At 50.9% G+C, this 13,126-nt stretch carries 10 protein-coding genes and 1 pseudogene; 7 read left to right on the top strand and 4 right to left on the bottom strand.

The features are described from left to right. The 5 genes from ACEW8P_RS25145 to ACEW8P_RS25125 form a co-directional block, all read left to right on the top strand. Positions 1–537, top strand: a 537-nt coding sequence (locus ACEW8P_RS25145; RefSeq protein ID WP_373515817.1) for a sulfatase/phosphatase domain-containing protein, incomplete at its 5' end; no start/stop codon positions are given. A gap of 2 nt (positions 538–539) precedes the next feature. After that, positions 540–1,484: a hypothetical protein gene (locus tag ACEW8P_RS25140; RefSeq protein WP_373515816.1), complete on the top strand. Its 945-nt coding sequence runs from the start codon at positions 540–542 to the stop codon at positions 1,482–1,484. Positions 1,485–1,529: 45 nt separating this feature from the next. Next, positions 1,530–3,446, top strand: coding sequence for an FAD-dependent oxidoreductase (locus tag ACEW8P_RS25135; protein ID WP_373515815.1), 1,917 nt, complete (start codon positions 1,530–1,532; stop codon positions 3,444–3,446). Between the two features lie 75 nt (positions 3,447–3,521). Further along, the gene (locus ACEW8P_RS25130) at positions 3,522–5,255 is read left to right on the top strand and encodes a sodium:solute symporter family protein (protein WP_373515814.1); all 1,734 of its coding nucleotides are present in this window, start codon (positions 3,522–3,524) and stop codon (positions 5,253–5,255) included. A 14-nt stretch (positions 5,256–5,269) separates the two neighbouring features. Further along, positions 5,270–8,080 carry a sugar-binding domain-containing protein gene (locus ACEW8P_RS25125; protein WP_373515813.1) on the top strand — a complete coding sequence of 937 codons (2,811 nt, stop codon included), beginning with the start codon at positions 5,270–5,272 and terminating at the stop codon, positions 8,078–8,080. Here the strand turns inward: ACEW8P_RS25125 and ACEW8P_RS25120 are convergent. Further along, positions 8,064–8,477 (bottom strand): putative toxin-antitoxin system toxin component, PIN family, encoded by a 414-nt coding sequence (locus tag ACEW8P_RS25120; RefSeq protein ID WP_373515812.1) that lies wholly within the window; start codon positions 8,475–8,477, stop codon positions 8,064–8,066. The two genes, ACEW8P_RS25125 and ACEW8P_RS25120, sit on opposite strands and share 17 nt — an antisense overlap. Next, complete coding sequence (locus tag ACEW8P_RS25115; protein WP_373515811.1) at positions 8,474–8,602, bottom strand: hypothetical protein; 129 nt, start codon at positions 8,600–8,602, stop codon at positions 8,474–8,476. The genes ACEW8P_RS25120 and ACEW8P_RS25115 overlap by 4 nt, the downstream gene beginning before the upstream one ends. Positions 8,603–8,750: 148 nt before the next feature. Here ACEW8P_RS25115 and ACEW8P_RS25110 point away from each other — a divergent pair, with 148 nt between their 5' ends. Then, positions 8,751–11,033 (top strand): FAD-dependent oxidoreductase, encoded by a 2,283-nt coding sequence (locus tag ACEW8P_RS25110; protein WP_373515810.1) that lies wholly within the window; start codon positions 8,751–8,753, stop codon positions 11,031–11,033. Between the two features lie 54 nt (positions 11,034–11,087). Here the strand turns inward: ACEW8P_RS25110 and ACEW8P_RS25105 are convergent, their stop codons facing one another. Then, positions 11,088–12,095: an NAD(P)H-dependent glycerol-3-phosphate dehydrogenase gene (locus ACEW8P_RS25105; RefSeq protein WP_373515809.1), complete on the bottom strand. Its 1,008-nt coding sequence runs from the start codon at positions 12,093–12,095 to the stop codon at positions 11,088–11,090. 134 nt (positions 12,096–12,229) lie between these two features. On the opposite strand from ACEW8P_RS25105, the gene ACEW8P_RS25100 reads away from it, so the two are divergent. Continuing rightward, a complete protein-coding gene (locus ACEW8P_RS25100; RefSeq protein WP_373515808.1) occupies positions 12,230–12,568 on the top strand; it encodes a DUF2853 family protein in 339 nt (112 codons plus the stop codon). A 132-nt stretch (positions 12,569–12,700) separates the two neighbouring features. On the opposite strand, the pseudogene ACEW8P_RS25095 reads toward ACEW8P_RS25100, so the two are convergent. Then, positions 12,701–13,126: pseudogene (locus ACEW8P_RS25095) on the bottom strand (efflux transporter periplasmic adaptor subunit); the annotation flags it as partial.

The raw sequence follows: 13,126 nt of genomic DNA, 5'->3' as shown, positions 1-13,126 counted from the left end.
AGTGCCATCGACCTCGCCCCCACTATCCTGCAAGTCGCCGGAATTGAGAAGCCCGCCGAAATGCCTGGCCTGGGGTTGCAAAAGATTTTTACCAATCAAAAAACAACAGTACGCTACTACGCATTCAGCGAGCGGAACTGGCATGGTATAGACGAACACATGCGTAGCGTAAGAACGGATCGCTACAAGCTGATTGTGAATGGAGCGTACGAGAAATTCCCCTTCGGTTCTCCATCCGATATTGCCGAAAGTCCCTCCTGGCTAAGCCTTTATGAACAAAAACAGGCGGGTAAATTATCGCCCGCCCAGCAACTACTTTTTCAACATCCGAGAACACGTGTGGAATTGTTTGATCTGAAAAACGATCCCTACGAACTTGAAAACATCGCTCGCGATCCCGCCCAAAAAGCGCGAGTTAAATCCTTAACTACGGCAATAGCTCAATGGAGCGCGGAAACGAAAGACGTGAAACCTACCGATCATATTATCGCTGACAAGACAGATCGCTACACCGGACGACCTTTGACCAAAAACTAGTTTTGCTAAAAAAAACCTTCCTCCTCATCAGCGTGCTGGGCCTTTGCATGGCCCTGGCTCCTAACAACCACAGGGTCGTTAGGACGGAGGAAGCTTTTGTATTTTTCATGGAAGATTCGGTCCGGGTGGCGGTAAATCTAGCCTATGCGGAAAATGACGAACCTGACCACTACCAAAGCCACGTCGAAACGCCCGTTTGCAAGGATAGTCTCTGCTATTTAGTTGAGATCGATTTGTTCTGGGATCTTTTGGGGAATTTTAAAGATTACCGTCTGCCGCCAGAAGCTCCACTCACCAAGTTTGACCACGAGAAATTTGATGCCGCCGATCATGTAAAATTGAAAAAGATTCTGGCCAATAAAACCTCATTACTGCGCGACTATGACATGAAAAGCCTGGTGGATAACAGCGTGAAGCGAACCTCCGCCGTGGTGGATGCCACAACCGGAGCCACCAGCACGACGATCAAAGACGAGGTAGTTGGCGGAGCATTATATACGACCCACCGTCTGTGGCACATCGTCAACGGCGAAGCAGCCCGGAAAATCCTGCAACATACTGAGGGTTTTTTCGACGACTCGCTCTTGGTACAAATGCTGCGCTCGGAAGACTACCACTACCAATACTACGCTTTGACCAAAATCCCAATCGACGCCACAAAAAAATACCTGCCCGAGTTAATGCATCTGGTCGCGATCGGTGATGAATACGTACCGTTTTTCGCCGTCGAGAAACTACCAGCACATATTTGGAAAGAGAAGGACTACCAGCTCAAACTAGTCGGGATGATCGGCAATCTGAATTTTGAAATGCAAAACGAAATCATCAATCGATTGAAGGGTATTCCGCTGACACCTGAGTCCGTCGCCGAACTTCAAAATGTTTCTCCAAAACTAACCGACCAACAAAAGGTAAAAGTTAAATCGCTACAAAAGGCTAACCAATAAGCAATTGTGGCAATATGTTTTCCCAAAAACTAAAAACCTAAACTCATGGAAGCTAAAAGAAGAGATTTTCTAAAAACCGCAGGCCTTAGCTCAGGAGCGTTTTTTACTAGCCCGCTAACCCTATTTGGGAAGAGTCCAGTGGAACAAGCTCGGTCGGCGGCAAAAGAGGTGTACCAAGTCAAGAAATACGATACCGACCTTCTGGTTGCCGGAGGGGGTATGGCGGGTGTTTGCGCGGCCATCTCCGCCGCCCGCAACGGGGCCAAAGTCATCCTCATCCAGGATCGTTCCCGACTGGGCGGCAATGGCAGCAGCGAAATCAGGATGCACATTTGCGGGGCCACGGCCCTGAAAGGTCAGCCCTGGCGCGAGACGGGGATTATGGAAGAACTTTTTCTGACCGAAGCCGCCGAGAATCCCCAGCGCAGCTTTGAAATCTGGGACTTCATCATGTACGATAAAGTCTATTCCGAACCTAACATCACCTTGCTGCTCGACACAGTGCTCTACGAAACGGAGGTCGGCGGCGGCGAAATCAAGAAGATCAGGGCCATCTGCTCCCAAACGGAGAGCATTTACGAAATCAAGGCCAAATACTACGCCGACTGCACGGGCGACGCCACGATGGCCGCCCAGGCCGGGGCCGACTTCATGCGGGGCCGCGAAGCCAAGTCTCGCTGGGGCGAGTCGCTGGCCGTGGACGTAGCCGACAACAAGTCAATGGGAAATAGCCTGCTGTTCATGTCCAGCAAGCACGATCGCCCGATGCCTTACACGCCGCCCGTTTGGGCTAAGAAGTACTCGAAGAAAGACTTCATCCACCGAAATATCAGAGGGTTGGAATATGGCTACTGGTGGCTGGAACTGGGCGGACTAATGGATATTATACAAGATGGTCAGGAATTACGGCACGACCTGCTGACGATTCTGTTCGGCGTTTGGGATTATATCAAAAACTCCGGCAACTACCCCGAGGCCGAGAACATGGCCCTGGCCTGGGTCGGCATGATTCCCGGCAAGCGCGAGAGCCGCCGGGTAGTGGGCGATTACATTATGAAGCAGGACGACATCCAGAACGCCAAACTCTTCCCCGACCGCGTCGCCTACGGGGGTTGGCCGCTCGACGACCATCCGCCCGAAGGAATGAGCAGCACCGACATGGTCCCCTACATTTCAATCCCCTTAAAAGCCCCCTACTCGATTCCGTTCCGATCCTTGTACAGCAAGAGCATCAAGAATTTGCTCATGGCCGGGCGAAACGTCAGCGTGTCGCACGTGGCGCTATCCTCTACGCGGGTTATGGCTACCTGCGCCACAATGGGGCAAGCGGTGGGAACGGGCGTGGCTTATTGCGTCAACAACGGCACTATGCTTACCCAACTGGGTAACGATGCAAGTCATCTGAGCCGCCTCCAACAGCAATTGCTCCGTCAGGATCAATCCATGCTAGGAGTGAAAAATGAAGATGATAAGGACTTAGCGAAAAAAGCGACTGTCAAGGCTTCTGCCGAGACCAAGGCGGGTGTTGCCGCGAATGTCCTCGATGGTACCAACCGCGACATCATGGACGGCAACAGCCACCAATGGCAAGCCGAAATGAAGGGCGGCGAACCTTGGTTGAAAATTTCCTGGAATAAGCCCGTGAAGATCAGCAATGTGCAGCTTACCTTCGACACCGGATCGCATCGGCGCTTGATGCTATCGGGCGACGACGGCGTGTACAATAGTCAGGAACGTGGCCCCCAGCCCGAAACCGTGGCCGACTACATCATCGAAGCGCAGACTAAGAATGGGAGCCAGGTTTTAGCAAAAGTAGAGAATAACTACCTGCGGCGGGTCGAGAATCTATTCGAACCAGTAGAAGTGGAGTCCATTCGCATCAAAGTCCAGCGAACGCAAGGCGACGAACTTGCCCGGATTTTTGAAGTGCGATGCTATTTGGAGGAGGTGCGAGGCGTTTGAAGCCCGAAGACCGAGGTAATCATTTTCAACTACTAACTTCAAACGCTTCCGCTGGAAAATCTCGATTTCATTGTCATGGCCGCCTTCGCGGTTTTCCAGCTCGTTCTGGGACTGGCCTTCGCCCGCACGGGTACCGACGCCAAGTCCTTCTTTGCCGCCGGGGAGTCTGCGCCCTGGTGGGTGAGTGGACTATCGCTGTTCATGAGTTTCTTATCCGCGGGCACTTTCGTCGTTTGGGGTTCCATTGCCTACGACCTGGGTTTTGTCGCCATCACCATTCAACTCACGATGTGCATCGGGGGGCTGGTGACGGCCCATTTCATCGCTGCCCGCTGGAAAAGTACCCGCACCCTGACGGCCGCCGAATACATCGGTCGTCGGCTGGGCGTACGGGTACAACAGCTTTTTACCTACCTGCTCACATTGTTCACGCTTTTCACTATCGGCGGGGTACTTTACCCGGTCGGGAAGTTGGTTTACGTCGCCACGCCTTTTTCGCTCGAAACTTGCATTATCGTGCTGGGCTTGATGGTGATTCTGTACACCGCGATGGGCGGTTTGTGGGCAGTGCTGGTCACGGACGTGCTGCAATTTGTGATTCTGCTGGCGGCGGTGCTGATACTGGTTCCCCTCGCCCTGGAACGCGCCGATGGCTTTTCGACCTTTGTCGAAGAGGTTCCCGCCGATTTTTTCAAGGTATTCAACGGAGAATTTTCCCTGGGTTTTGTGCTGGCTTTCACGCTATTTCACATCGTTTTCATCGGAGGAAATTGGGCTTATGTGCAGCGGTACACCAGCGTTCGCACCCCGCGCGAGTCGAAGAAGGTGGCCTACCTTTTTGCGGGTTTGTATTCCGTCAGTCCGTTTCTGTGGATGCTGCCGCCGATGATTTTCCGCTCGCTCAAGCCCGATTTGTCGGGACTGGAATCGGAGGGGGCTTACATTCTTATGGCGCAACTCGTACTGCCCGCCGGACTGGTGGGGCTGATGCTGGCCGCGATGGTGTCGGCCACGGCGAGTACGGCCAATACGCTGCTCAATATGCTGGCGGCGGTTTTTACCAACGATGTTTACAAAAAACTCATCAATCCCGACGCCAGCGAAAAGACGCAGGTGCGCATCGGTCGCGGCATGACGGCCGTCTTCGGCCTTATCACCATCGGCATCGCGCTATCCGTGCCGCACATCGGAGGGCTGGTGAACCTGGTACTCAGTGTGGGAGCCATTTCGGGCGGCTCGCTGCTGCTGCCTGTTGTCTGGACACTATTCTCGAAGCGGCAAAACGCGCATTCTATCCTGACGGTAGCCTTGGTAAGTCTGGCGGTGGGAATATTTTTCAAATTCTTGGCGCCCGCAATTTTTGATTTTTCGCTGAGTCGCGCGGCCGAAATGTCGCTGGGCATCGGGTTGCCGATGGCAATGCTGGCGATCTTTGAGTGGGTAGTTTTTAGAAACAAAGCCGAGGACCAGCAGTATAGTCAGTACCTAACCTGGTACACGACGCGAGACAAGGCAGTAACGGTGGAGGCTTCCCAAGCGGCCTCAGCGGCTTCTTTATCCCAAAATACTTTCGCGCTGCGGGCCATCGCCATTAGCTTCGTGATTACGGGATTGAGCATTGCAGCATTGGGGATTAATGGCGGCAAGGACATAGGGTTGATTGTGGGGATTGGATTGGTCATTGTGGCTGTGGGAGGCTGGGTGGCGTGGACGACACTAAAAAACACCCGAAAGTACCCGGCCCCAGCGGAGCCTAACCTCAGTGGCGGTAGCAGAAAGAACAAAGAAATCAATCCGAAAACCCCGTAGGGGTGGCAACTTGAATGAGAAAAAACGGCGCATATACGGCCTTTAAGATTTGTTTAGTGCTGTTCCTTTACGGAACAGGTTCCTACGCCCAGTCCGTCATTGACGCAGTCAGCATCAATAGCTTTAACGGCGATTGGAATTTCCGCACTGACCCTAACGACATAGGCGAAGCCCAAGGCTGGTACAAAAAAGATTTCTCCCCCAACCAATGGGACACAATGAACGTCCCCGGCAACTGGGACTTGCGCAACGAGTACGCGCACTACGTCGGCAAAGCCTGGTACCACAAAAGATTCATTGCCTCATCAGCCTGGAAGGACAAGATAGTTCGCATCGTCTTCGAAGCAGTGTATAACCAAGCCAAAGTCTGGTTGAACGGGCGACTTTTGGGAGAAAATCACATTGGCTTTTTCCCCTTCGAATTCGAGGTTTCAAAGTACCTCGTCTATGACAAACCCAACGTCCTCGTCGTAAGTGCTGACAACACTTTCCGGCGAGGTGCGCTCTGGAACTGGGGCGGCATCCGTCGTCCAGTGACGCTGGAAGTGACTGACCCATTGCGCTTCGTGCGTCAGCATATTACGGCGGTACCTGATTTGGAAAAGGGTACGGCCAAAGTCGCCGTCAGGATTTTTTACCAAAACCACAGCGACCAAGCCACCGAAGCGAAAGGTACTTTACAACTTTCTGCAGAGGGCGAGGCGGTCGGTGCGCCGTTAGCTTTTCGCTTTCAAGTACCCGCCGGAAGTGTGGAATCGACGGTCGTTTCTGCGGTTTTAGCCAAAGAGGAAGTGCATCTCTGGCATTTCGATGATCCGTTTTTGTACGAATCCAGCATTCAAAGCACCCAGGCAAACGGCACGGTAACAAAGTCAAAACCGACGCGTTTCGGCATTCGAAAAATCGAGGTAAACAACGAGAAGTACCAGTTCAAACTCAACGGGGAGTCCGTGCGGTTGATAGGCTACAACCTCGTGCCGGACGACCGCACCAACGGCAACACCTTTCCCGAATGGCGCTACAAGGAGGACATCGACCTGATGAAGCAAGCCGGGGCTAACCTGTGCCGCGTGAGCCACTTGCCGCTGTCCGAGGCAGTACTCGACTATTTGGACGAACGCGGCCTGATGACTTTCGAGGAAGTATCGCTATGGGGCTACGACACGATGGCTGACACCAACGATCCCCTCCCAAAAGAGTGGCTGAATCGGTTGATCAATAAGGAATACAACCACCCGGCCATTGTGGGCTGGTCGATTGGCAATGAGATTGGTCATAATCCGTCGGCCCTTAAGTACGTGGAAGGCGCTATTGCCGACGCCCATCGGCAGGACAGTACCCGTCTGGCCATCGTCGTGAGTCACACCGCTACCCAGCCCAACGACATCATCCAGTTTTCGGATTTGGGTGCCATCAATAAGTATAGCAATAACCTCGGCCCCATCACCCGGCGGCAGCACGAGTTGTATCCAAATAAAACTCTTTTTTATACCGAGTTCGGCGCGGGCCAACTCAGTGAAAATCTAGACGTCGACATCGAAGCCAGCGCGTTGGTGGACTCGCTACGCTACTACCCTTACCTGGTGGGTGGTTCGCTCTGGACATTCAACGATTATCGCTCCGCATTTTTTGGCACCAAAGAACTATCGGAAAACCGCCCCTGGGGAATCGTGGACGTATATCGACAGAAGAAACGCGCCTACGCGTCGATGCGAAAGGAATTCGCGCCGATCAGGAATCTTGCCGTTGGAAACCTGATGAATGCTTCGGCGAAGGTAATTATCACGCCGCGCGGCAAGCTGGATTTACCCGCTTTCACGCTGCGCAATTATCATTTGGTGTGGCAAATTCTTGATCAAAAGGGGCAATCCTTGCAAGCGGATTTCACAAAAATCCCAACAACGCGACCCGGCGATTCAAAGCAAAATTTTGATATAAAATGGCAAGTTGAAACCAACGTCACCGCGCTGAAAATCGAACTCGTGTCGCCAACAAATTACGCCGTGTACGATACCACGCTTTATTTTCAAAAACCCGCCGAACCTACCATTAAAGCCGCTTTGACTTTCCGAACGGTGATAAATTCCGTTCCGCCGAATTCAGGAGCCGTACGGGTGTATTTCGATAAAATTCCCTCGGCCACCGAGTACAAATTGAAATACGGAATCGGGAACCTGAGTAAGGGAACGGCGGCTACGATCAACAATTATTTGGAAATAGATGGTTTAGTGATCAATGAAAACTATCGCATTGCACTGGTCGCCATCAATCCCAAGGGCGAAACAAATTCCAAAATCCAAACGGTAAAAATAATTAGCCAACTTCCCCCGCCCGTAATCCAATACGACGAGGTAAAAGACCGCGGCTTTTCAGTGGGTTACGGGGTATCAAACGACGATTATTTTTACCGAATTCAGGTAACGGAAAAAGCGAGCGACTACACCAACGCCAAGACGGTACAGACCACCAATCCCGGTACGCTACACGTCACCGGGCTGGAAAATGGCAAGACGTATTATTACCGCCTCCAAAGTATGCGCGACAACTACGCCCTCGGCGAGTGGTCGCCCGAGCGAAGCATCACGCCCGACGGCGGGCTACCGCTACCGCCGACCAAAATCAAAGCTACTGTACCGCACGGTGACGAGTTGCTGATTATTTACGAACCCGTTAAAAAAGCGACGGGCTATGCCTTCCAGTACCGGAAAATTGGTAAGCAACCGCAAGCGTGGCAGACGGTGGAGGTAGCTTCGGCACGAACGGAACATTTATTTATCAGGAACCTCGACCCAAAGGCGAAGTATGAGGTCAGGGTAAAGAAATAACATATGTCAAAAACGCATCAATCCCAATGACCTTCAAAGCGGGTAATTTGATTCCTTGAAAAATGTTGAAATGCCTGACCTCTGAAACCAAAAATTCGGCATTGGCTATCAATGCGCAATCGGCATACTTGTTGTCATCGGGGTCGTTTTGCATGATCCCCCATTTGAAAGAAATATATTGCAGCGAAACATTATCGAGTGAAAGCAGAAGTTTAACAACATTGTCAGCAACGGAGGTTGAGGTTTTTTCAGCAAGTTTTTCATGGTATTCAAAAAGAATATCATTGCTAATTACTAACTCAAATTTTCCGTCTTTGAGTGCGTCAAAAATAGGACGGTATGGGGATTTTTTAGGGAGCGAAATAAGCAGGATATTAATGTCGATGATTACGATCATTGGCTATTCTGACTACGTAAATGTTCGCCTTTCCAATCCTGAATAGTCTGATCGCTCCAATTTTTCTCCTCCCAAAGCTCATCCATTTCCTGGTCGATCTTGGCGGAGAAATACTGAGCCAGCATTTTTTTTATATCCTTTACCACTTCGTCTGAGACGTTGTAGGGATAAAGTTTAAGCTACTCTAACTGCAAGTTACTGAGTCGATTGAAAGATTGAACTACGGACATTTGATAAAGTATTTTTAACAAATTTAATGAAAACAAAGCTTAAATGATCACATCCCATCCTACCAATAAAAGAAATCCAACAAAAACCGACCTCGCTGCCGACCTCGTCGTCGTGGGCGGCGGACTGTCGGGCGTGTGCTGCGCCATCACCGCTGCCCGTGCGGGTATCAAAGTTATTATTGTTCAAGACCGTCCCGTGCTGGGCGGCAATGCCTCGTCCGAAGTGCGGCTATGGGTACTTGGCGCGACTTCGCACATGGGCAACAACAACCGCTGGGCGCGGGAAGGCGGCGTGATCGACGAGCTGCTGATCGAGAATATGTACCGTAACCCTGAGGGTAATTCCCTCATCTTCGATACGATCACGCTGGAAAAGGTTGTGAGTGAACCTAATATCACGCTGTTGCTAAATACCGCAGTTTACGAACTGGAAAAAGACCCGGACGACACTGACAAAATCACTAAAGTACTTGCCTTTTGTTCCCAAAACTCCACGCAGTATGAACTCACCGCGCCGCTTTTTTGCGATGCTTCCGGCGATGGTATTGTAGGCTTTCTGGCGGGTGCGGCCTTCCGCATGGGGGCCGAGTCGAGCGAGGAGTTTGGGGAGAAATTCGCGCCTACGGCGGAATACGGCGAGTTACTAGGACATTCGATGTATTTTTATTCTAAAAATGTAGGCAAGCCTGTCAAGTACGTTGCGCCGAGTTTCGCCATTGACGTAACTAAGGAAATTCCCAAATTCCGACGTTTCAACACGCAGGATTTTGGCTGCTGGCTTTGGTGGCTCGAGTACGGCGGCCGGCTCGACACCGTACACGAAACCGAAACCATTAAGTGGGAACTCTGGAAGGTGATTTACGGCGTGTGGGATTACATCAAAAATTCCGGCAATTTTCCCGAAGCTGAGAACCTCACCCTCGAATGGGTCGGCACCATCCCCGGCAAGCGCGAAAGCCGCCGCTTCGAGGGCGATTACATGCTCATTCAGCAAGACATCGTTGAGCAACGCCCGCACTACGACGACGTGGCCTTTGGTGGCTGGAGCATCGACCTGCACCCCGCCGATGGCGTATTCAGCGAAAAGCCCGGCTGCAACCAATGGCACAGCAAGGGCATTTACGGCATTCCGTACCGTTGTTATTATTCAAGAAACGTCAAGAACCTCTTCGTCGCCGGGCGCATCATCTCGGCTTCGCACGTGGCCTTTGGCTCCTCACGGGTCATGGCGACCAGCGCCCACGGCGGACAGGCAGTGGGGATGGCGGCAAAGATTTGTGCGGAGAAAGGTTGGCTTCCCGCCGATCTTGCCCAGAAAGAAAACGTAAAAATCTTGCAAAATGAATTACTGAAAAATGGGCAGCATATTCCCAATCTGATTTTGCAAGATGAAGCGGATTTGGTGCAGAAAGCTAAAATTACGGCGTCAAGTACATTACGCCTGACTGAACTACCCGAGGAGTCCAAAACTACCCCGATGGAATTTGCTTCGGCCCAGATGATTCCGGTAAGTGCGGGCAAAGTACCCCAAATCACACTGCATCCCTATGCTTCTGAAAGTACTGAGTTGGACGTAGAATTGCGGATGTGCAGCCGCCAGGACAGCCATTCGCCCGATGTAGTTTTGGAGAAAAAGAGTTTTTCCCTCCAAAAAGGCAGAAACTGCATAAAACTTGATTTTCAATCTGATTTTGCCGAAGCTACCTACGCATTTCTGGTGATCCTTAAAAACGAGAAAATCGCCTTGAAGCGCTCCTCACAGCTTATCACGGGACTGCTTTCGGTCTTCAACGCCACCAATCCCGCCGTGTCGAACTACGGCAAGCAGGAGCCTACGGAAGACATCGGCGTGGATACTTTCGAGTTTTGGGTACCGCAGCGGCGTCCGAAAGGTAAAAATCTGGCATTCAAAGTAGAGGAAGGCTTACGAGCATTCGAAGTCGAAAATATCCGCAACGGCTTGCAGCGACCTACGCATCAGCCCAACGCGTGGGTCGCTGACTTCGAAGATCCAGAGCCGACGCTAACGCTGGCCTGGTCCGAACCAAAAAAAATCAAACGCATGGAGTTATTCTTCGACACAGACTACGACCATCCCGCCGAAAACGTACTTATCCCGCACCCCGAAAACATAATGCCGTTTTGCGTACGCGAGTATCAGGTATTTGACGACAGGAATAAGGTAGTTTTCGAGAAGATGGACAACCATCAAACTAGAAATATAATCGTGTTCGATTCGCCTGTCGAAACTACCACCCTGAAAATCAAGCTGGCACATCCTTCTACTACTTCTCCAGCGGCTTTGTTTGAGGTGAGATGTTATTAAAACAGTTAAGGGGAAGGAAGGGATAATCAGTTTTCAGATCTGAACCGTTTGCTGTTATCTTAGTTGCAGCTTCAGCTCATCCATGACTAAGCTGGGGGAAGTACCTTCGTACAAAATGCGGTACACCGCATCGGTAATCGGCATCGTTACGCCGTACTGTTCATTCATGGCGTGAATACTTTTGGTCGCATAGTATCCTTCGGCGATCATTTTCATTTCGAGTTGGGCGGCCTTTACACTGTACCCGCGCCCAATCATGTTGCCAAAAAGGCGGTTGCGGCTAAACTGCGAATAGGCCGTTACCAGCAAATCTCCGAGGTAAGCTGATGCGCTCATTTCGCGTTCGCGGGGATCGACGACCGTTACGAAGCGGCGGATTTCCAGCATGGCATTAGATACCATGACCGCCTGGAAATTGTCGCCATAGCCCAGGCCATGCGTAATGCCGCAGGCCAGGGCCACGATGTTTTTCATCACGGCGGCGTATTCCACGCCGTAGAGGTCAGCCAGCGGGTACGCAGTTACGTAACGACAAGTTATAAGTTTTGCAAAATCAGTGGCGCAGTCATGGTTGGTGGAGGCGATGGTCAGATACGACTGCTTTTCCAGTGCAACCTCCTCCGCGTGGCAGGGTCCGGCGATGACGCAGATGTCAGATAGCGAAACACTAAATTTTTCTTCCACCCAATCGGTGACCAATTGGTTGGCCTCGGGGATCATGCCTTTGATGGCCGAGACGATACGCTTGCCAGCCAGGTCGGCGGGTTTTAATGACTGCAACGGTTCCTGCACGAAGGCTGCCGGCACCGCCAACACTACATAATGGGCTGCCTTTACGGCCTCTTTTATTTTACCGTACACCTTCACCTTTTTCGGCGAATGATAGACGTCGCTTAGGTAGCGGGGGTTGTGGTGGTAGTTGCGGATGTGGTCGATGTCGGCCTTGCTGCGGAGCCACCAACGCACCCGATTATTGGGTTGTTCGCACAAGATTTTAACAAGTGCCGTAGCCCAACTACCACCGCCAACGACAGCTATTTTGTTCAAATGCGCTTTATTCATCGTGTTTTTTTTACCGCTCGATAATTTTTTAGTGTCTTTTTTACCAAATGGGCGTCTAAGCTTTGAAAATCATAAAATATTTATTTCATTGAAAGTTAGTTTCCATTTTTTTAAATCCTAAACAACCCCCATTTATGAGCAAGTTTGACGACCTGATGGCCACCTACATGGAGGAGGCCGGTAAGATTGGTATTTCGGTCGATGCCGATCTCCTGACAAAAGTAACGAAAGGACTCGGACCTTCGATTTACAACGCCGACTCGGCCAAGGTTTCCTGCGGCGACAAGGCCGAATTAAATCGTGTGAAAGCTAGCTTTCTGATCAAGAAAATGGGTATGGCTGATTCCGCCGACCTGGATGCCGCCATCCAAAAAGTGTGCGAAACCTTCGGTAGTTCCAACCGCAATAAGTATCGCGCCCTGTTCTACTACATGCTCGTAAAAAATCTGGGGAAGGAAAACCAATACGCCTGACGCATATTTTTAATCCAGATAGTGGATAAAAAATAAAATAGATACATGAAATAAAAAATCCTTACGGCAAAGCCATAAGGATTTTCTTTTTTTAACCTTAACTAAATCGAATAAACACGCTTTTAGAACGCATCAATCATTGCTTTCTTTTGTATCTCCGCCATCTTTTTTACTTTCCGCACTCTTCTTGGCGATCTTGTCGCCACCTTTCAATCTTTTGGACACTACTATGAACGGTCCCGAAACGATCTTCTCACCCGCTTTCAGACCAGACAGAATCTCGATGTTCTCGAAATCACTAATACCGGTTCTTACCTCCCGCAGCTTGGCTACGCCTGCGCTGTCCACAAATACAACTTCCTTGATTGGCTCAACTTCCGTGAGTGGCTTGCCTTCGCCATCTTGATCATTATTGCTGTCAGGATCTGTCGGCTTCTTCGTGCCCTTGTCGGCTTTGGTGTCGCGGGTAGTTACGGCGGCAATGGGAACCGATAGGACGTTGGATTTACGGTCGGTAATGATGTCAACCGAGGCCGTCATACCGGGTTTGAAGGGATA

The sequence above is a fragment of the Persicitalea sp. genome (assembly GCF_041751555.1).
Classification (GTDB): Bacteria; Bacteroidota; Bacteroidia; order Cytophagales; family Spirosomataceae; genus Persicitalea.
This window is presented reverse-complemented; position numbering and strand designations above follow the sequence as displayed.

What these genes read in the sequence shown, in the direction of transcription:
- ACEW8P_RS25120 (WP_373515812.1), bottom strand. Translation starts at nt 8,477, where the DNA reads ATGATCGTAATCATCGACATTAATATCCTGCTTATTTCGCTCCCTAAA.
- ACEW8P_RS25125 (WP_373515813.1), top strand. Translation starts at nt 5,270, where the DNA reads ATGAGAAAAAACGGCGCATATACGGCCTTTAAGATTTGTTTAGTGCTG.
- ACEW8P_RS25110 (WP_373515810.1), top strand. Translation starts at nt 8,751, where the DNA reads ATGATCACATCCCATCCTACCAATAAAAGAAATCCAACAAAAACCGAC.
- ACEW8P_RS25100 (WP_373515808.1), top strand. Translation starts at nt 12,230, where the DNA reads ATGAGCAAGTTTGACGACCTGATGGCCACCTACATGGAGGAGGCCGGT.
- ACEW8P_RS25130 (WP_373515814.1), top strand. Translation starts at nt 3,522, where the DNA reads ATGGCCGCCTTCGCGGTTTTCCAGCTCGTTCTGGGACTGGCCTTCGCC.
- ACEW8P_RS25105 (WP_373515809.1), bottom strand. Translation starts at nt 12,095, where the DNA reads ATGAATAAAGCGCATTTGAACAAAATAGCTGTCGTTGGCGGTGGTAGT.
- ACEW8P_RS25115 (WP_373515811.1), bottom strand. Translation starts at nt 8,602, where the DNA reads ATGCTGGCTCAGTATTTCTCCGCCAAGATCGACCAGGAAATGGATGAG.
- ACEW8P_RS25135 (WP_373515815.1), top strand. Translation starts at nt 1,530, where the DNA reads ATGGAAGCTAAAAGAAGAGATTTTCTAAAAACCGCAGGCCTTAGCTCA.